Genomic DNA, 21,529 nt, shown 5'->3' on the forward strand with positions numbered 1-21,529 from the left:
AGCATTCCTCCCGCGGGAGGAATGCTTTATTAACCAAAACGCATCGCACTATTATTTTTGTCCGTAAAATTTTCTTATATATTCCGGCTTATAGTCATCTGACAAATGATTATCTCTAAAGTAGAGATAATCATTCTTAACATTCCATTCAAATTTATAATCTTTGACTTCCAGGGAATCTTTCAAAATGGATATCCTGTTGAAAGCATCAATCTCAAAGATCTTATACCTTCTATTGTCGATCTTTTGCGAATATTTTTTCTTCTCTAATTTAACATTTACTTTTAACTCCTCGTTTGCATAGTACAAATCATCCCCCTTCCGGTACAATTTCCCTATGTCACTTTTAGCAATGATATCCTTTGTTGAAGAAGTACTTTTCAGGTTATCATGTTTACCATATTTAATTCCATATATCTCTATTGTAATTCTCTCTTTATGTAAATCGTAATAAATCTCCCAGGGAAAGCTTTTTCCTACATAGATCTCATCCGGTGGAATAAATGGTGATGAAAAAGCCATGATTAATATTAATAAACCGGTCATATTAATTTTGCTTTATTGAGTTAAATATTGTGAAAAATAAATGGGCCTAAAACCAACTGACCTTAAAAACATTTGCGCATGGAGAATAAAAGGATGTATGCCAAGTGCTGGAACTCCAGATATTGTCAATGCCCGTGCTGTGTGATTGACACAACTACTAAAATATAAATTATATCTCACCCCGCCATACCAGGTAAAAAGCGGCAAATGCAATAAACAGCCACGGTGTTACCGGGTAACCCCATACCTTATACGGCCGTTGCCGGTCGGGCATTTTTCTTCTCAATAGGATAATACCAACTGCGCCCAGTAAATACGCTGCCCAGGTAACGAAAGTGAACATATCTGCCAGCATATCGAACGAACCGCTTATAATAAGAAAAGCAGCCCATATGCCGTGCAGCCACAAAGCATTACCCGGTGTATGAAAACGGGTGTGGGTTTTACCGGTCCAGGGAATAAACAATCCATCTTTTCCCATTGCATATGTTACACGTGCCGTAGCCATTGCATTACCATTGATGGCGCCAAAGTGCATATAACGATAAGAGCGGCCACAATGGCGCCGCTGGTTTTTCCGAGGGCTACCGCAATGGCATCTGAAGCCACCAATGGTGATGCAGCCATTTTATCAACCGGCAGCGCGTATAAATAAGCCTGGTTTACCAGCAGGTACACTATTATGCAGGTAAATACACCGGTTACGAGACTGCGAAAAATATTCTTTTGCGGATGGCGTATTTCCCCACCGAGAAACGTGATATTGATCCACCCGTCATACGCCATAAAAGCGCCTGTCAATGCGGCAACCAGCCCACCCGCCAGGGAGAACCCCTGTTTAGGATGTGTGGATGGGTTAATAAAATTAGCCGCTGTTCCATTGCCCGAATAAAATATGCCTGCTATCAACAGAGCCACCACCACCATCTTTATCACCGTTGATACCAGTTGCAGCGAACTGCCAGCCCGCACACTAAGATAATTTACCAACGTAAGGCCCAGCACCAGTACGATCGCCATCAGCTTTACTCCTGCATTGGCTAACGGGTACAGATTCCCTAAAAAAGGAATATGCCACACGACAGACCGTTCAATAGCAGCATCGAACCGCGGCATATGCACAAAAAAATCAGCATACTGAGCGCATACAAATTGAGAATTCAAGTGTATAGGTAGAATAAACGAAGTGAAGTAAGAGGTAAGAAACCAGTTAACAGGTTAACGAGTCAACAGCCCTTTTCCTCAGGCGTTCTTCAACAATTCAGCAATAATTCTATGAAAATGATGCGTGCCCTGTTCTCTCGTCACCGAATACCGGCCGTGGTTATAGAACCGCGACCGTATTCCTTTCTGCACAGTCTCCACCACTTCTTCATCTTCCATCTCTACCTGGTTCAGATCGGAACCGGCGCCGCGGTTAAATAATTCCTCCTTCCATACGTACGTCAGGAACGACACTTTACACTGCTGTTGCGAAACCGGTTTTACTATATTGATGCTTAATCCCCAGGGATAAAAATTGAACATCATGTTGGGAAAAACGAAAAAATAATAAGCAGCCACAGGTTTGCCGTAATCGGGTGAGGTAACTGGCAGTTCAAATACATCTTCCCCGTCTTTGGCAATGCCCAGCTGCAGGTTGCTGTACGGGAACAATTCTGTTACATAATTACCGAAATCGAGCACCGCATTTAAACCGGCATGTATAAACGGAATATGAAAACCTTCGAGGTAGTTTTCACAATACAGGGCCCAATGCGCCTGCACCAGGTAATCTTTCGACAATTCGGGCCTGAAAACAAATTCCTGCAATGGCAACCACCCAACCCGCTCCATCATTTGCTGTAAATAAAGTTGTGGCGATGATGCTCCCTGCAGCGAAATAAATATCAGCGGCCCCCAGCTAAAGAACGGCACCTGCTTAAGGTCATCATCTGCAGTTGGAAAGTTTTTTACCTCTTTAAATTCAGGCATGGAAATAAAGTGGCCGTCGAGGCCAAACTGCCGGCCATGGTAACGGCATCGCAAATGGGCGGCCCTGCAGGGTTCTTTTATAACCAGCGTACCGCGATGCGTACATACATTACTGATACAATGCAGGTTGTGCTGATGATCGCGGGTGAGCAGCAACGGCTCATCGAGATAATTTTCAAGCAGTGTGAAAGGATAACAAAGGCCTGGTTCATTCACCATACCAACATCGCCTATAAACTGCCAACTGCCGGCAAACAGCTTCTCTTTGGCCAGTTCAAAAACCGCAGGGTCTGTATAAAAATCAGTATGTAAAGTTTTAGCCCGGGAAATATCAGCATCTATATGAAAACGCGACATGCAGTTAGATTATCAGGGTGAAGAATGCCATAATAAGTTAGTAATTTAATTGCTGCTAACACCATCATCTAATATAAAATCATGAATAAATTACTGCTCATAACAAGTTTCCTCCTGCTCACCGGCAGCCTGGCGGCTCAAAAGAACAGGTCGCTTTTCAACGGGAAAGACCTTACCGGGTGGACGATCCACGGCACCGAAAAATGGTATGTCGACGGGGGTGAACTGGTTTGTGAAAGCGGGCCCGATAAAGAATACGGTTATTTAAGCACCAACGAAAAATATAAGAACTTCGAACTAACGCTGCGGTTCAAACAGGAAGCCAATGGCAACAGCGGGGTATTCTTCCGCAGCAGTATTGAAGGGGTGAAGATCACCGGCTGGCAGGTAGAAGTGGCTCCCCTGAATGGCCATACCGGCGGCATTTATGAATCGTATGGCCGCGCTTGGCTTATAAAGCCGGCACCTGAAGATGAGCAATGGCTGAAACCGGGCAAATGGAATATATTAAAAATTAAGGCAATCGATGACGAGGTCACTACCTGGTTAAATGGTCATAAGATGATCAACCTGAAAGATGATAAAATAGGCCGGGGCGAGGGTTTTATAGCCTTACAGATCCATTCCGGCGGCGGTATTAAAGTAAGGTGGAAGAAGATCAGAATAAAGTTGAAAAGCTGACAGGTCAACGCCGATGTAGCCGGGGTACCTTACAATTCAGGCTACCTGGTTAATTGCTTACCACGCAAATTCCCGGCAATAGGTAGCTTTAACCAATAAATCTCAACTAAATAACCAACTTATCAACATTCCCGGGCGCCCATACAACGGTGTGGAACAATTCCCCGTCATACCAGTGCTACCCGCTCCCTTTTTAACCCGTTTTAGATCCGCTATGGGTAATCTTCGAGACCACAGGCTCAAAGAATTACTGCATGTAAGGGTGGGCTTTTTGGCCCAGCCTTTTTTATTTACAGGAGTGGAATAAATTGGTTTTCAATCACATTTGATCTTTTTTACCGCTCAATTATCCCCTATTCCGCACCTTTACATTATGAAGCTTTAGGCTTTTTTCAGCCAAAATCTCCTGAAAGTCATTTCCCGAAGGGAATTCGCTTTTCCCTCAGGGAAATTGCTTTTCCTTACAGGAAACCGTAAAATCTTTCGGGAAACCGTAAAAGGCTTCGGGAAATCGCAAAATCCTTAGGGAAAAGGTATAAGCTTTTGGGAAAGCTGAAAAGCCTGCGGGAAATCAGAAAACCCGTAGGGATTCCTTAAAAATGTCAGGGAAAACGTAAAAGCCTCCGGGAAACGACTTTTCCTTGAGTAGTTTGCGCATCAAATCCTGACTTTGACCTGACATATGTCAACAATGCTTCATTACAAATCAACATTAGTCAATTCCAAGCCTACAAGCGTCCATTACAAGTCAACAATCCTCCGTTTCAACTCAACAATATTCCATTACAAAGCAACAATAGACCGTTGCAAGTCAACAATGCTCCATTACAAGTCAACAATGGCCAATTGAAAGCCAACATTAGTCAATCCCAAGCCAACAAACGTCCATTAAAAGACAACAATCCTCCGTTTCAACTCAACAATACTCCATTACAAAACAACAATAGACCGTTGCCAGTCAACATTGCTCCACTACTAACCAACAATAGGCCGTTACAATCCACCATTAGTTAATCCCAAGCCAACAAACGTCCATTACAAGTCAACAATGCTCCGTTATTAGTTAACAATGCTCTATTACAAAACAACAATAGACCGTTGCCAGTCAACATTGCTCCATTACAAGCCAACAATGACCCGTTACGAGCCAATGTTTATTACAAGCCCACAACGGCGCAGGGTGGCCCGGCGATGGGCCAGGTGGAAGTATCAAAAGCAATTTTGAGAGCCTGAGAATCGCGTAAACGAAAGTTTTCTCCATCAGGTACCCCAATAAAAAGAGGGCGTACCTGACTATGATACACCCTCCTTTCTACAAAAGCTGATTTCTCCGTTAAGCGCAACCCACCTTTTGGGATATTATTTTATAATTGTAAAAGCAGCCATCACCGGTAAGTGGTCTGAACCATAACTGTGCGTAGCCAACACGCTGTCTTTTTTTAATAAAAGCCCGTTTGGCTGATAAAAAAAATAATCGATCTTCTTATTTGGCCTTTCTGCCGGGATAGTGAATGCATTCATGCTGCCTGCATTGGTATACTGCTGCATAAGGTATTGAATGCTCTCCTCTTCAGGTACCGCATTAAAATCACCTCCAATTATCAGCCGCTGCTTTTTGAGTGAACTAAACACGTTTACCATTTCCCGCGCCTGCAGCATTTTTACCTCCCTGTTCTTAAAGTCGAAATGCGTGCACGCAAAATAAACCGGGCGTTTATTGATTTCAACTTTTACCACCAGCAACTTTCTCGGTTCTGTTGGGATGCCGGTTATCGACGGCAGCTGATAGCCCGTCGCTTCTTTTATTGGGTACTTAGACAAAATACCAATCCCGTATGAACCTCCTTCGTAAGGAATGGTCCGTTCAAAATGATAATACATTCCCAACTTTTCGGCCAACACTTTCAGTTGATACACGCCGTTACTGCGTTTTGTAACGCTATCCAGTTCCTGAACCGCAACCAATTCAGCATCGACAGCTTTAATAGTAGCCGCTATTGTATCGAGGTCTATAACCGCTTTAGCCTGCAAAGGCGGGTTAGCATGATGAATATTATAACTTAAAACAGTAAGCGTTGTATAAGTTGCAGACAATTTACCGGTTTGGCTGCAACTCATTAACAAAGCACCAAATAAAACAACAATGAAATATTTTTTTGTCATGACCTGTTATGGATAATTAAATAATGATACCGGATTGTACTTTACCCGCTGATCTTCTTCAGGCACTTTAATATCGAGCGTAATGGTGGCGTACTGACCGGTTACCTGGTAGTTTCTTACTATCACTATACCAAACGACTGGTTGTTGATGGGGTCCCACTGGCCCCAGCCAATATAAAAACCCTGTCCCACATTGAATACGTTATTCGTTCTGCGATTGGTAGCGTAAATATTATATCCTTCGCCACCCTGTGCTGTTGGTGCGGCCACTTTAGTGGCAACATGTTCCATCAATTGCGTATCCCACAGCAGCGTATCGAATGAGGTAACATTTACACTGGGCCGGTTAGCGGTAACCAATGTATATGGCGCTTTATCGAACCCCGTCATATAAGGGGCAAGCGCATTTGCATACGCGGTACCGGCAGCAAAAACCGCGGGCGGCATAATGTTGTTGCTCGTAGAAGTATATTTAAAGAACCCGATGTCGATCATTTCATCATTCGGCGCTGCATTATCGATGCTAAAAACATGCGGCGCCTGGTAGGCAGAAAAGAAATTGTTTTTCCCGGAGCCTATTTCCGTTGTCAATACGATATTTTTAAACACCTTCAGTGGTTTGTAAACTTTCGCCACATTATATTCCACTACAGCATTTTTTCCACCGGCATTGGCTCCGGTGATCCTGACTGCCTCAATATCGTTTTCGCCTAAAAAGTTGAATGAAAAGGGAAATTCATCAGCAGGATTACCTACGAGCAACGTTATCTCCGCACCGTATGCGCCGCTCTTTTTGATGGCATAGCTTAAACCGGTTACAGCGGTTCCTGAGAAAACAGTACCGCTTACTGTATTATTCACCGTAGTATACATTTTTTCAATGCCGGTCATGTTATTGTCTAACGAAATAACCACTGCATCATCCTGTACCTGGCCAATGGTAAATGTATCCTTTACTATGGCATTATATATATTCGTAGTGTTGATGACAATACCAGATAAACCGTTTGTTACGTTTATGTCAATGGCAAACGGTGCATTCCGCTTATCGGCAATTGCAATGGAAGTTTCCCCCGACGCTGTTCCATTCACAATAGTCTGGTAACTGATGGCAGCCAGGTCAAATTCCGAAACCACATTACCTTCCACAACCATCTTTTTTCCTTCGAACACAGATGGCCGGTGGCTTATATCATCCTTGAATTGTATTTTCTGTACCGACCTGATATTGTCGGTTGTAATATGTAGTTCACTGTTTTTATGCTGAACGTCAAATGCAATGACCACCAGCGCTAAAAAATTATCAGTTACCGTAAACCCGATCGTATCGGTAAGGCTGGTGGGCGCATCTGTTCGATCGATGGTAACAGGATCGCCGGCGCTTGTGCCGTTGGTTGTTTTCGTGATCAAATACCAGGCAAGCCGTTTAATGCCCGCCGCCGACTGAACCTGAACGGGAATGCGCAATTGATCACCGCTGTTCAATCCCTCAACTTTTGTATATTTTTCATCAATTGTAATAACAGGCTTCGCTCCTGACTGGTCGTTCACCTTTTTACAACCGCCCGCAACAAGTAACAACAACAGGCTCATTGCACAACAGTGGAAAATTGATCTCATATATATGCTTTATCTGTTTATTTTTAATTCACTCACCACCGGTAAATGATCGGAGGCAAATGTTTCCATGATCGTTTTGTGATTGACCACACTGTATCTGGCCGCCGGTTTATAAGCCAGGTAGTCAATAACGGCTGTTGCATTGCTGGCCGGAAAGGTATTGGGGCACGTTGTACATGTTCTGGTAAACGCACCATCCAATATGTTGATGAACTCAGTAGCGGAAGGCCGTTCGTTCAGATCGCCGCCCATCACCATCGGAATGGTAAATGAAGAGGCGACATTCACCAGCTCCTTTATCTGCAACAGCCTCGTTGCATCGTTGTCATGTTGCAGGTGCGTTGCCAGTGCCAGCAGGGAATCTTTGCCGGGGAGGTCAACCTGCGCCAGGCCCAATACACGCTGCTCTTCGGCAGCATTGCCTTTTGGCAAAAGCTGTTTCCTGATCTGGCTCATCGGATACTTACTCAGGATTGCGACCCCATAGAAACCCTTCATATAGTTGATGGCAGAAAAATAAGCCACATTCATTTTTGTAAGCGTGCCCAACTCTGCCGACTGGTCTTTCGTATACCCGTTCCTGCCGGTATTCTTATCTACCTCCTGTAAAAAAACGATATCAGGGTCTTCATCGGTGATCACTTTGGCAATAGCTGCTATGTTCACTGTTCCGGGCGATCCGGGTGGCACCGCGGCGTGAATATTATACGTCATTATTTTAATACTGTTCAAAGCCGGATCATTATCATTATCCTTACCGTAAGTATTCACATTATTTATCAACTCTACATAGGCAGGCGGCGTATCGGGCATATACGGATCTTTATTGCAGCCCCAATGTATCAATAACACTGCTGCCGCTATCAGGGATGTTAAACGTTTACTCATTTCCATTGTAAGTTTAATTACCAGTTAGGGTTTTGTGCCAGGTTCTTATTCAGTTCTCTGTCCTCTATAGGCAAAGGCCATAAATAATCCCTGTCTTCCCGGAATGTTTTGTTGATGTTCCTGTTAGTTAGAATATAGCCGCCGGTCGACAGCGTCAGTTCGCTGCTGGCAATCTGGTAAGGACCGGTTGCCGGTGGTTTGGCGCCGTCATATATTTCAACATCCACCTTTCCATCCCTGTTCAGGTCATAGTTGCCGGCCCCGGGAAAGTACATGCCCAAAAAAGGCCGTGTAAGCAAATGACCTTCTTTCCAACGCATAAGATCGTCCCAACGAAAGTTATTTTCCATAACCAGTTCTATTCTCCGTTCCCTTCTTATTTCAAGGATCACTCCTTTATTGTCGCTTCCGACGTTCTTGTACATATCTGCGAGGTAGGGATCAGGTTGGGCATTGGCTACCGACATATCGAGGTTGGGCATATTTACCCTGTCGCGCAATAATTTTATAGACATATTCAGGTCGGCCTGGGTAAGGGTACCCAGTTCAGCCAATGCTTCCGCATAGTTCAGCAAAACTTCGCCGGCGCGGAACAATACCATATCATGGTACGACTGGCCGTTTCCGTCCATGGCAACGATATTCATCCACTTGATGGGCTGATAACCGGTCATGGTTGCTTCAAAGTCGGGAGCGAGCGACGTTGTTTGTCCTATACGGGTATAACCCGGCGTACGAATTGTTTGCGCCAGCCTCGGATCGCGGTTCTGCACTTCATTATAAAACTCCATAATCTGGTAACCGGGTATATCGGTAAATCGCGAACCGTCGGCCATGAGATAGCTGTTTACCAGGCTTTTTTCCAAACCGGGTTTTCCCTGTGTTCTGGCAGTCATATAAAACTGAAGGCCATGCCGTATAGCCTGTTCATTTGAATAACGCCGGGCAAGAATTACTTCATCGGCTACGCCATCTGCATTGATGGTAGCAAACAGGTCCTGGTACGGTTTGCCGGAAGGGCCCGTTGTTTTATTGTAAATGATATACCCGCTTTCGTTTATAAATTTCAGGGACGCTTCTGCAGCCAGCGCCAACAACCGTTCGGCGCCGGGCAAATTAAATTCTTTATGATGGTACTTTCGCCATGTTCCTTCATACAGTGCAACCCTCGATTTTAAAGCCAGTGCAGTCCATTTGGTTACACGTTCCACACTTTTGGCAGCAGGTAAATTGTCTATTGCAAAGTCAAGATCGGCTAAAACAGAATCGATGATCAATACCCTTGAATCCCTTGGCTTCATCAGGTTCTCCACATCGTTATTCTCCAGTACATTGCTATACCAGGGCACATCGCCAAACCATCTTACTTTTTCGAAATAGAACTGCGCCCTGAAAAAACGCGCCAGTCCAAAATAGCGATCGCGCACAGCGGCATCTTTATAGTTTATGGCGCTGGTATTGTTCAACAGGAAGTTGATACTGCGCAGATCGCTCCATCCCCATTTGGAATCGGTAGTAGGAACGATCCTGGTGCCACTCACTTCGGCATTCACGCTCGATTTAACTACGTTATCTACCGCCTCTCCATAGATATACGCTGCATCGGGGAACTGCGGATAAAAGCCATTGGTATAGGAGATGAATGCTCCCTCGCTGCGGAAAAAGTTTTGCGGCGTTACCTGGTCGGTAGGGTAACGTTCAAGATAATCCTTCGAACAGTTGGTGAAAGAAATAAGGCTTGCAGCTATGATAAGTTTATAACTCAGTTTCATCTTTACTTTTTTTGGTAAAACAAACAGGATTAAAGGGTAATATCCAGTCCAAATGAATATGTTTTACTAAAGGGATACACCCTTCCGTCGATCTGCGCCATTGCCTGCTCCGGATCTATATACTTTGATCTTAGTTTGGTGCTGGTGAAAATATTTTCCCCGCTGGCAAAGAAGCGCAATCCTTTTATGCCGGCCCGCTGGGTAAGTTGCCGCGGGAGCGTATAACCGATCGTGAGATTTTTCAGCCTGATATATGCCAGGTTCTGGATGTACCGGTTATTCGTTGCACGCAGTTCGTTGTTCGCGTTCAGCGCCACATAGGCTAACAAATTGGGGAAATAGGCATTGGGATTGTCAACACTGTACACATCTTTTTCAAAATCCTTTGGAATGAAAGAGAAATACGGGCGCGAATAAGGTCCCCAGAAACGGTCTGCATTATTACCGGGGTACCAGTCCATTTTACCCAGCCCCTGGAACAGGAAACTAAGATCTATATTGTTCCAACTGGCGTTGCCGCCGAACGAATAAGAATAACGTGGCGTATTATTACCTACTACCCGCTGGTCGCCCGGGTCGTAGATAGTATTGGCGCCGGAATTAATAATGCCGTTTCCATCCAGGTCTATCCAGCGAAGATCACCTGCCCGCAGGGGAATATTGTTATCAAGGCGGGTGCGGTTTAAAAACCGTTGATTAACAGGATAGGTTTTCGCTTCTGCATCTGTAAGGAAAAATCCATCCGTTACATAGCCCCAGATCTCCCCCATTCTTTTTCCTTCGTATAAGCTGTTGGTGAGGGCTGTAGGATTGTTGATCTTCTTTACGGTGGAGTAGTTATCGCTTAAAGCAACTGTAATTCCATATTTAAAAGTTTTAGACAGCAACCGGAACTGATCGCGGTAGTTCATTGCCAGCTCAAATCCTTTTGTTTCAATGCTGGCCACATTCTCGGATGGCTGCGTAGCCCCATATACGTTGGGGATCTTGACGCCGGCAGCCAGAATATTATCGGTGATACGAACAAATTTATCAAAGCTGATATTCAGCTTGTTTTTGAAAAAGGCGATATCGATGCCCCCGTTGTACGTGGTAGCCATTTCCCAGGTTAAGCTGGCCGATACAGGGTTGGCAGGACTATAGTAGTTAACTTTCTGGCCATCGAGGATATAGGAAGCTGTTCCCGGGTTCATGCTCGAGATGTAAGGATAGCGGCTATCCACCTGCTGGTTGCCCAATGAGCCGATGGAACCCCTGATCTTCAGATCGCTTACAACAGGTAGCAGGGCATTGAAGAAACGCTCCTGGCTGATGCGCCATGCAGCTGACATGGAAGGGAAAAAGCCCCAGCGATCCTTTGCCGGGAACCGCGATGATCCATCATAACGTCCATTTGTTTCAATGATATATTTCCCTTTATAGTCGTAACTAAGCCGGTAAAAAGCGCCGATCAACGCTACTTCAGAGGAACCGCCAAAAACGCGTTGTTCCCCGGTACCAAGGTTTAAATCGTTCAGGTCTTCCGCGGTCAGATTATTCCTTTCTGCACGCAGGCTCTTATCGGTATGCAATTCCTGGTTATAACCCACCAACACTTTCAGGTGATGATTTTTACTGAACGATGTGGTATAATCGGAATACAGGTTTACTACATGCCGTTGATTAAACTGCTGTGTCTCTTTCAACATATCCACACTATACTTGGGTGCAACTTCCACTACCCCCGGATATAAAGAATACGTTGCAGGCGTTTGCCGGTAAAACCTGGGATCTGTATATAAGTTAAAACTATAGTTACCGGTAATATTCCAGTTTTTAAGCGGGGTTACCACTACTTCATTGATGGTGGTGAGCTCGTATTTTTTATCTACCCCTTTGGTATTGCCATCGATCAGCATGGCAAAGATACCATCGCCGATATCATAGTTATTCAGGCCGGTTCTGTAGGAAGCCGTACCGTCGGGATTTACAGGAGCATAAGCCGGCGATGCATGCACATTTATATGCGTAAAGTTGGCGGTTCCCCCACCTTCGCGTCCCTGGTAGGTATAATTGTTATGGTATAAATTCGTGTTGTTTGAAATGCGCAACCAGGGATTGAGCTTTGCACTTATCTTGGTGCGCAAAGTTTTAGCACTGTATTTATCGGTATTCATACGCATGATACCGTTTTTCGATTTGATATTACCGTTGATCATATAGCTGAACGTTTCACTACCGCCACTGATGGAGATGTTATGGTTTTGCGATGGCTGCCATTTCGTAAACATGATATCCCACCAATCGTAATTACCATAGTAAACGTATTGATCCTTGCCATTCCGGTTTTGGATGGTTACCCATGGCCGGGACGGATCTTCCGTTTTATCATTACGCCTGTCATATAATTCCTGGTAATCCCTTTCGGTATAACCTGAATATCCGCCCACATGCGCCAGGGCGGCGTCGTTCAGGCGCATCCAGTCATAAGCTGTTGTCAGGAAATCGGTACTAACCGTGGGGGTGGAATATCCCAGGTAATTATTGTAACGTATAACTGTTTTTCCCGACTTACCGCTTTTGGTTGTTACCAGTATAACGCCAAATGCGCCGCGCGCGCCATAGATGGCGGCTACCGATGCATCTTTCAGTACGCTGATACTTTCTACTTCTTCCGGATTCAGCCGGTCGAGCGTGCCGGGCACCCCATCGATGATCACCAACGGCTCTTCCGGGCCGCCGGTAGAAGCATTACCCCTGATATTGAATGTGCCCATCTGGCCGGGCGTTCCGCTGGCTACGCGGATATTGAGGTTGGGCACCACGCCCTGTAACAGCGTGGTAATGTTGGAAGCAGGCCGGTCGCGTAGATCATCACCCACAATTTGTTGCACGGCGCCACTTAAATTCATTCTCTTCTGCGTACCATATCCAACGTATACTACTTCATCCATACTGTTCACCGGCGCCAGCGCCATCTTCACCATTATAGAGTTACTCTCCCCCGCTTTGATAAGGAAATTCTTTACATCATACTGCCGATACCCGATAAAAGAAAACCGGAAATGGTATGCGGTACCTGTTTTCAGTTGGTTGAAGCTGAAAATACCGTTGATGTTTGTATTTGTTGTAATTCGGGAGAATGTATCGGATGCGTTTACTGCTATAACCGTTACATTGGCCATCACCGTACCTTTTTCATCCAGTACGGTACCGGTTATAGCGCCTGTTTGGGCTTTTATTCCGGATGACAGTAGAAGCATCAGTAATAAACATGCCCCTGCCCGCCGGAGACAAGTTAGTCCAACTTTCATTGTTGATTGTTTAGTAAAATATATTGTTTATGATTCTATAAGTACTTACTGCCTGGCCAACTTCACGGTATACTCGCCGCGTTTCTTTTTAATTAGCTTTAAACCGTTCATGCGACATATAACGGGAAGCATTTCGATAGATGAATTATCGTTGGGGATGGTACCGGTAAAATACAGGTCCCGTATTTCTTCTTTCTGATATTTAATTATTACGTTGTTCCTTTCTGCCACCTGGTCAAACACCAGCCACAGCGGCACTTTGCGGTAATCTTTGCCGGCCGGCACATCGGCGATGCGCATTCCGTTAGCATCTGACTGAACGGTGTGCAGGTTACTATCGGCCACCGCTGGGGGTATTACTGCCGGTTTCTCAGGCAATGGAAGCAACCCGGGGGTGGTTTCATTAACGGTTTGCTCATGCATTTTTACCGGGGCTGTATTGGTATTTGCGGCTTTGTTAAACAGCAGGAATTTATCGCCCTGTTGTTCAACCTGCAATCCATTCATAACGGCGATGATCTGTAAGATCTGTGATAAAGAATCACTTTTATCGAAGTGCCCGGTAAACAACTCATGACCGGTTTCATTTCCGTTAAAAACAATTTCTTTCCCAAATATTTTTTCAAGCCGGTCGAATGTTGCCGTTAGCGGCACTTTTTTAAAGTCAAGCACCAGTTCGCCGGCACTATTGTCTTTAACCGTTCCTGCTATATAATTACGGTTATCATTGCCGGCCATCACCTCCCCGATCTTTGTAACTTTTACCTGCGCCAGCGCCAGATCTATATTACATTGTTCGCCCGGGAAAAGATAGGTATCGCCAATGGCCAATTGCGCATTCACCGATCTTACAACCACTTTTCCCTCGTATAATTGAACATTGATATTCGTCGCTGTTTTACCCGCATCTACCATGAAAACAGTACCTAACGCTGTAGTGGTAATGCCGCCGCTGTATACTGTAAAGGGGGCGTTTGGGTTTTTGGCTACATTAAAAACAGCTTTACCCGTTAAATAAATGTCTCTTTTATCTTTCGCGGTTGAATAGATCACAGCAGACCCCGGATGTAAACTCAATCGCGAACCGTCGGCCAGTAAGACCTCCTGTACATTATTGTCGCCATTGACAATCCTGTCGAATGCCGGTGCAGCGAATATATTACCTGCAACAACAGCCTTCTCCTTTTTTACCGGCATTAACATATATGCGCCTGTAATAAAGATCATGACGGCTGCAGCCGCCGCCAGTGGTTTCCATAGGGCAGCCAGCTTACCCCTGGTAGTGGCTGCGGAAACATGCCCCCGGATGCTTTCTTCAATGTGCTGTGGTATTTCCGTTGCAGGCATATCCCATTCAGCTTTTGGCGCCAATTCGTCAAGAATGCCCGGGTCCCCGTTAATGAACTGCATAGCCTGCTCCGCTTCTTCTGCAGTGCATTCATTTCTCAAAAACTTTATAACGAGGTCTCTTTTTTCCAAACGGAGATTTATTATAACAGGAAGTACGGGCGAAATCTGATTTTCCCCTACGCTGTAAAAAATAAAATGTAAATAATTATAAAATGGGAGTTGCTCAGTGTTTTTCTCAGGTGGCTTAACGCCTTCAGCAACTGGCTGTCAACCGTTTTTGTGGAAATGCCCAGCAGGCGGGATATTTCTTTATAAGAATAACCGTGAACATGCTTCAATTCGAAGATCTGCTTTCGTTTTGCGGGCAAACTGTTCAATGCCGAATGAATAGCATCGCGAAGTTCATGACGGTCATTAAATGCAGCGGAAGAAATTTCGGCGGGAATATTTTCCGGCGTTTCAACATGCCGGCGATAACTGGCTTCTTTTCTGAGCCAGTCAATATAGATCTGGCGGGCTTTCTGAAAGATCTGTTGATCGAGGCCGATGGTTGCATCCATTTGCTGCCGGTACTTCCATAATTTTATAAAAGTATCCTGCGTAAGCTCTTTTGCAACTTCTTCCTGTTTTGTTTTACGCATGAAGTAGGAATACACCTTGTGCTTCCATTCGTCGAAGACGTCTGTGAAAGTTTTATGATCTCCCTCCTTCAGACTACTAATCATAACAGGGGCCTTTTAAATGAGATGCAAACCTATTACAGATATATCGTTTGAAAGATTATTTTTACTTTAAGAAATTATAAATAATTGACATCTGTACACTTCATTGAAAATCACTAGAAATGCCCTTCACTGCGCAGCCACCAGCTCATTATACTGCTTCACCAAACAGGAAGCAGGAAACATTGAATTAACCCGACTTGCGAGAAGACAATTTACCCAATGCCTCAACATATTTTTTCCAGTATGCCTCATTTCGCCAGATCCATCGCTCTTTTTTGACCCAACCGTGGGGCGGAGGTATTGTATCTAATGGATGAAATTTCCCGTTGGTAAATTTCGATACCATTTCTTTATTTGATCTAATGTCCTGATCAGTCATCTTCTGCAGGTCTGCCATGTAAACTATTTTAATCTCATCATATTTGATCACCTTAAGCCAAAATTCCCCGCCAAACCAGGGAGCAAGATAACTACGTGAAACGTTATTTATATACTGTGCTTTGATGGTGTCTCCGTCGATCTTATAAGCTCCCCAATATGAACCGATGTAAAATTCATCTCCAATACCATTTCTGGCAACGGCCATTAAACAACTATCAACATCAGGTGGAAAAGGCTGACGAAAGAAGAAGCTGTATACAAACGAACCATCTTCATAAAAAAGCATCTGCACAAAAAAGCTATCCAATTTCCCGGTTCTATTATTCTTCAAAAATTCTCCCCGCTCCCAAAATTGGTAATAACCATCAATATTCAAGAGGCTTCTGATGTTTGTGCTTTTCCCTTCGAGCTTATTGGTAAACCGTTCTCTTATATCTTTAGATACTGGTTTGTATGAGCATGCAAATAAAAGGTTCAATACTATTATAACTACTGCAATTTTCATTACTTCAAATAAGTTGGGTATTAGAATAAAGAATACGGATTGTAATATCCTGAATAGCCGTATAGCCCCTGGTTAAACTGACTATAATCTAAGTAATAATTTTGATTGCCAAACGTAAATACTCTTGATTGATGAATGCCATTCTGTTGCACGTCCTGAAATATCCAGTGGCTGTAACCAAATCTCGAAACATTTGAACCATTTCTGTAACCAATCCACAAAGGACTCGAGTAAACCATACCTTTTTCCCAGGCAGAAAATCCTGGTCGTTGATTATAACCATAGGTTGGGCTTGGGTTGTTTGCAACAGGGCTTCCTTCTTTTCGTTCATTTGTGTAAACAGAAGATCCAACTACAAAATTTCCCACTCCAAGCTCCCAGGCATTTGTTCGCCACCTGTCGCCATTACCGGCAAAGAAATCATTTTCCAATCTAAATGAAACATCCCTGAACGATAATTTTACCCCACCTACGATTTGGGAATTTGAAGCTCCATCCGGACCAATGGCATTGCCATAATGGGTACGATAATAGGAGCCGCCATAACCGTTGTATGTTACTCCGCCTCCCGCCGATACAGAGTTATTTGTAGTTCCGATCCCTGCAGAAATATTCCATTTCCCATCATCATAGGCAGCTCCAAAATTTCCGCCGGCAGTAATTCCTCCTCCGCTAAAACCCAACCCAATTGAAGCGCTGAATGTAAAATCACCTATGGGTATGTTAATGGAAGGCATTATTGAATTTAACGCGCTGGCTGCCGCCGTTTTGGCTGCAAAAGATAATCCGACCGTGTTTGCCTGCGCCTGAAAGCCTCCACTGGAGAAAGCATTCGCAATGCTTCCCTGGCTTATTCCGGCCGAACCTCCGGCTGTATAGTATCCCAACAAAAAGGTACCGGCACTCAACAGGCCAGATTGTACAGAACGCCAGCCCCAATTTCCGGTGGTCAAACCAGAGGATACATAACCTACTGCAAAGCCAATGGCGCCAACGATCACATCATCCCATCCTGCCCATTTTCCATCCGGGTCTATAGTACCGGGCCAGTTATTAGCCATCGCATTATAAGGGCTCGCAAACTGCCCGGCCGGGTCCTGTGCGTGCCACCTTCCTAATTGCGGATCATAATACCTGGCTTCAAAATCATACTCCTCCAGCCCGCTGCCGTCATAAAACTCCCCCTGCTGCATTTCCTTTCCCTGGTATCCAAAATTCATTTGCATACTACCGTAAGCACGGCTGGTAAGGGCATACATGGCAAGCCCCTGCGGGTAGTAATGCATCTCATTCAGCAAAGCCCCTTTTGTGTGTACTACCTGCAGGTTGTCAAAATATACATCCCAATTACTTTCATTGCTGCAATACAAATACAAGTACCCGCTTTTTACAACATTAATGTTAAACGAGTGAAGCTTAAATGCATCGGCTGTGGCATTGATAGGGTCAAACCCGCTGCCGGCCTGTACCGGTTTAAATTGTTCATCAAATAGTATCCAGCAGATATTGGCACGCGGGGAAGTGGCAGGAACCGAAGAACTGTTTAATATGGGTGAGAGGTTGCCAGTGGTGGGCACATTAGCATTTAGCAGTGTACCGGTTGCGGCTCCTTTACTACCGCTTACTACCGCATTGGTCCCGGCAAAGGCATTGATAAAGGTGGAAAGTACATTACTTACCAGGTAACCGGTGTTATTAACTGAACCACCCGGGTTATGCCACAGCGAACGGCCATATACCTGGAAGGCATCTCCTGCCATCACTTTCAATGCTATACCCATGCCAAAACGATCACCGGTAGCGCCGTTCAGCTTATACATCTTCGTACTGGCCTGGGTAGGATTGACCGTTGGGTCAGGCGGCGTCGGAAGCCCATTATTACTGTTATTGTTATAGCTATTGCCACTAACGGAGCTATACCAGCCTAATTGGCTCATCGTTACTACATGATTGGCATCATTGGTAATATTGTAAAAGGTTTGTTCTGTTGCCATTCCGCCGGCCTCAAGCGTAGCGGCAGGGTAGTAAACTGTTTGCGATTCGTCTGTAAGGGTCATACGGATATTCCCCAGATGATCCCGTATATAATAGTCAAACACCCAGGTGTAATTGCTACCCGAAGACTTCAGCCGGGCGCGGCCTTCTGCATGCGCCATAAATAACAGGGATTCCGGTTGGTTTAACGATGACAGCGAAGCGTTTGAATAATTTTTCGACTGGTAAATAAATCCACCTATGTAAGTGGTAACGGTAGTAATATTTGAAGTATAGGTATTGATACCCAACTTAACGGAGGCTCCATTCTCCTGTACCGTCTTTTTCAGTTTATTTCCTGCTGCATCGTACTGGTAAGTGATGCTCCCTTTGGAAAAAGTGATAACATTGGGCAGGTTTGAAGCATTATAGGTAATCAGGCTTATATTTTTGTTATCATCCCTGGTAAGGTTGCCATTATAGTCATAACCATAATCTACCGTTGCAGCTGTTTTGGATGTTGTTGCATAGTGAAAGTCGCCCAGTTTAGAACCGGCAACATTGGCATTGTCAATCACATGCTGAAGCCTGTTGCTGTTTTCTATGTTCAGATAGGCGTAGCTCAGGTTATCTATATTTGGAGCCCCGCCCAATACAAATCCATTTTGATTAAGTGTTTTAATATTGCCATTCAAATCATAGCTCATGCTGTTAAGAGAAAAATCCATGTAAGATTTATCCCAGGTAGTACTGCTGGTATTTTGCAAATAAGCTGCATTGGTCAACTGGTTTGCTTTATCGTAACTATAATCGAATTTTCTTGATACACCATCCCCTTTGCTTCTCCATATTTGCCCGCTAAGGCTGCCATTGTAAGCCGGGTTTAAAAAGCTGGTAGTTCCGGTTGTGGCTGATGTTTTATCATATCCCAGTTCCATTCCAAACCAGTTGCCTGAATTACCAGCTATAGTATAGTTCTTATTAATACCTGTCAGCCATCCCCGCACATTATAGTCATAGGTTTGGGTTTCAAGCGAAGTGCCAAGGGTTTTCGTTTTAGCCTGGCCAGTTTCCATATAGGTATAGGCAGCTATTGTTTTATCATTACTATTCGCGGTAGCGCCACCAATAGTACTGCTGATATTTTTCACCACAGAGAGCAACCGGCCTGCATGATCATAATTCCTTTTTGTCAATACGTTATGTGACTGCGCTCCCGTCCCCGGTTTACTATGTTGTTCATAAACTCTTAGTGGCGCACCCGTCCAACTGTATTGTGTGGTAGCCTTATCTATACCGTTGCTTAGGTTCGTTCCCTGTGTTTGTATAACACGGCCATGGTCGTCGTAAAAACTAACGGTATACAGGTATTGGGTGCCATTGCTTTCCAACACTTCAGTTTTACTGCCTGTAACCATTCCCCTAATCATGGGCGATTGCACAATGGGCTGGGGATATGGTGCCGTGTTGTTGCTGGCAGCATAAAAGATTGCGGTATTCGATGTATTGGAAGCATCCAATGAGGAACCAAGTCCTGAACCTGTGCCCGCTACCCAATCATAGTTATCATACCATGTTTGCGAAAGCAGTTCTGTTGTGTAGGATGCCACATTTGGGTAGGTGGTAGACCCTTTGGCAATACCCTGATGATAAATCCTGTTGTTATAATTGGTGTGATCAGTCATTAAACCCGTTGCAATCGGCCGGTCCTGCGTATCATACTGAAAATATTGCCATTTATGTATATTTCTCAGGTTACCATCCTGTGTCATTACAATGCGGCCTCTCTGATCATATACCGTCCACACTTCTCCGGCGCTACCAGTGGGTGTTCCGGCATTTTTCCGGATAATAACCCGGTTATAATCATCATATTCGAATCGGAAACATAATTCATCAGCCCTGCCCTGGTCTATTGTCCATGTGCCATCTGTTAGTGCAACCATTTTTGGGGGGATAATGAAACGTAGATTACTATAATCATCATACACATAGTAAGTGCATTGCCAGCCTGCATGCGGGCTGCCGCTACCGTTATCTGCTGTAGTTGTTGTATACTGCACTTTTTTTAGGATAACCAGGCCATCTTTATCGGTATATTGAATGCTTTGATTCCCGTTTACATCCGTACCGATAGTTTTATATAACCGGCCGGCTGCATAGGCGCCGGAACTGGCAGGAAGGCTCCCGGGCGCCGCCGCAATATTCCAGATGCGCACATTATCCGTTGCCGTATTGGTAACATGGCGAACGGTAGTGCCTCTGTTGCTGCCCACCCAACTGCTGCCCCGGCCATAGCTCTTCAATACCCTGTTCGCCGGGGAATTGTCTACATCTATCTGCGAATAGAAATTCGATTCGCCCGGGAACATGGCCTGGTTAAAAGCGGTTTGCAGCGCCAGGGCGTTGTTCTTAAAGGCCCCGTCACTGCCATTGATGAACGGCATGTATTTCTTTGTTTCCCTTCCCCAGTTGTCATATACGTGCATTGCCACCGCATCCTGCTGCAAAGGGCTGATTTGTTTGCTTACCGTTTGCACCGTTCTGCCAAAACCGTCGATGTACTCGGTACTTTGTATCACATGCGATACAGGTAAGGAAGTGGACACAATATCTATTTCGTTGGCAAACGGCTTTTGGGCCACCCACGACTTCAGCGTATTGTATGTTTGACCATAGCTGGTGAAAGCGTTCAGCAACAGCATTATGGTGGAAAGAATGCGTAATGATCGCAGGTAAGGTTTATTATTGATAGTCATGTTCAATTGACTTTAAAAGTGATGCGGATAGGTAATACAACCGGATCGGTTGAAGGAAGCTGCCCTTCAGACAACTTAATAAAGCACCAGCCATCCTTTTGTACCCTGATGTCGTACACGTCGGTTAACAGCCAGTACCTTGCTTCCACGGCATTGGGCGGCCATAACTTCTTATCCCTGATCCTGCCGAAAGGCCGATACTGGCTCCAGTCGGCATCGCGGCTATGGGAAACGGCGGCCTCCAGCACCACACTATCGCGTCCCCGGGTACTCACATACGAAGCAAACAATGACCAGGCGCCCTGCCGGTTCGGTACAAACCCCGAAGTATCGGCCAGTTCGCTGGCACGCCTGTGCGCCATGCGCAGTGAAAGTGTTGAATCGGGAGCCAGCGACGCGGGCAGATTCCCTATGGCCCTGGCAGCTACGGTCGGCGATGTAACCGGCGCTGGGCGCACACGCAAATAAAAGGTATCCTGCGCCCATGACCGATGCAGGCCAAAGGCAAATAATACGGTAAATATGATAAGGTATCTCATGT

Annotated in this window: 13 protein-coding genes and 1 pseudogene; 1 reads left to right on the forward strand and 13 read right to left on the reverse strand. The window is 44.9% G+C overall.

The window, feature by feature from the left end:
* Positions 1–51: 51 nt before the first annotated feature.
* The 3 genes and pseudogenes from A4R26_RS23175 to A4R26_RS23190 all read right to left on the reverse strand — a co-directional run bounded on the left by A4R26_RS23175 (position 52) and on the right by A4R26_RS23190 (position 2,877).
* Complete coding sequence (locus tag A4R26_RS23175) at positions 52–546, reverse strand: hypothetical protein (RefSeq protein ID WP_081168917.1); 495 nt, start codon at positions 544–546, stop codon at positions 52–54.
* 169 nt (positions 547–715) lie between these two features.
* Positions 716–1,668: pseudogene (locus A4R26_RS35700) on the reverse strand (APC family permease).
* A 120-nt stretch (positions 1,669–1,788) separates the two neighbouring features.
* Entirely contained in the window at positions 1,789–2,877 is a 1,089-nt protein-coding gene (locus tag A4R26_RS23190) for an aromatic ring-hydroxylating oxygenase subunit alpha (protein WP_081168920.1), read from the reverse strand.
* An 81-nt stretch (positions 2,878–2,958) separates the two neighbouring features.
* Between A4R26_RS23190 and A4R26_RS23195 the strand changes: the two genes are divergently transcribed.
* Complete coding sequence (locus tag A4R26_RS23195; RefSeq protein WP_081168921.1) at positions 2,959–3,558, forward strand: 3-keto-disaccharide hydrolase; 600 nt, start codon at positions 2,959–2,961, stop codon at positions 3,556–3,558.
* A 1,359-nt stretch (positions 3,559–4,917) separates the two neighbouring features.
* On the opposite strand, the gene A4R26_RS23200 is transcribed toward A4R26_RS23195, so the two are convergent.
* The 10 genes from A4R26_RS23200 to A4R26_RS23245 form a co-directional block, all read right to left on the reverse strand.
* Positions 4,918–5,652: an endonuclease/exonuclease/phosphatase family protein gene (locus tag A4R26_RS23200; RefSeq protein WP_165760388.1), complete on the reverse strand. Its 735-nt coding sequence runs from the start codon at positions 5,650–5,652 to the stop codon at positions 4,918–4,920.
* A 75-nt stretch (positions 5,653–5,727) separates the two neighbouring features.
* Positions 5,728–7,341: a hypothetical protein gene (locus A4R26_RS23205; protein ID WP_133054760.1), complete on the reverse strand. Its 1,614-nt coding sequence runs from the start codon at positions 7,339–7,341 to the stop codon at positions 5,728–5,730.
* Positions 7,342–7,350: 9 nt separating this feature from the next.
* Positions 7,351–8,229 (reverse strand): endonuclease/exonuclease/phosphatase family protein, encoded by an 879-nt coding sequence (locus A4R26_RS23210; RefSeq protein ID WP_165760389.1) that lies wholly within the window; start codon positions 8,227–8,229, stop codon positions 7,351–7,353.
* Between the two features lie 17 nt (positions 8,230–8,246).
* Positions 8,247–10,001, reverse strand: a complete 1,755-nt coding sequence (locus A4R26_RS23215) for a RagB/SusD family nutrient uptake outer membrane protein (protein WP_081168925.1) — start codon at positions 9,999–10,001, stop codon at positions 8,247–8,249.
* A 29-nt stretch (positions 10,002–10,030) separates the two neighbouring features.
* Complete coding sequence (locus A4R26_RS23220) at positions 10,031–13,294, reverse strand: SusC/RagA family TonB-linked outer membrane protein (RefSeq protein WP_081168926.1); 3,264 nt, start codon at positions 13,292–13,294, stop codon at positions 10,031–10,033.
* Positions 13,295–13,339: 45 nt separating this feature from the next.
* Positions 13,340–14,773 carry a FecR family protein gene (locus A4R26_RS23225; RefSeq protein WP_081168927.1) on the reverse strand — a complete coding sequence of 478 codons (1,434 nt, stop codon included), beginning with the start codon at positions 14,771–14,773 and terminating at the stop codon, positions 13,340–13,342.
* A 47-nt stretch (positions 14,774–14,820) separates the two neighbouring features.
* Positions 14,821–15,369, reverse strand: coding sequence for an RNA polymerase sigma factor (locus tag A4R26_RS23230; RefSeq protein ID WP_081168928.1), 549 nt, complete (start codon positions 15,367–15,369; stop codon positions 14,821–14,823).
* Positions 15,370–15,556: 187 nt separating this feature from the next.
* Positions 15,557–16,255 (reverse strand): hypothetical protein, encoded by a 699-nt coding sequence (locus tag A4R26_RS23235; protein WP_081168929.1) that lies wholly within the window; start codon positions 16,253–16,255, stop codon positions 15,557–15,559.
* A gap of 20 nt (positions 16,256–16,275) precedes the next feature.
* Positions 16,276–20,988 (reverse strand): DUF6443 domain-containing protein, encoded by a 4,713-nt coding sequence (locus tag A4R26_RS23240; RefSeq protein WP_081168930.1) that lies wholly within the window; start codon positions 20,986–20,988, stop codon positions 16,276–16,278.
* A gap of 2 nt (positions 20,989–20,990) precedes the next feature.
* Positions 20,991–21,527, reverse strand: coding sequence for a hypothetical protein (locus A4R26_RS23245; RefSeq protein WP_081168931.1), 537 nt, complete (start codon positions 21,525–21,527; stop codon positions 20,991–20,993).
* Positions 21,528–21,529 lie beyond the last annotated feature (2 nt).

This window comes from Niastella populi (assembly GCF_002078015.1).
GTDB lineage: Bacteria > Bacteroidota > Bacteroidia > Chitinophagales > Chitinophagaceae > Niastella > Niastella populi.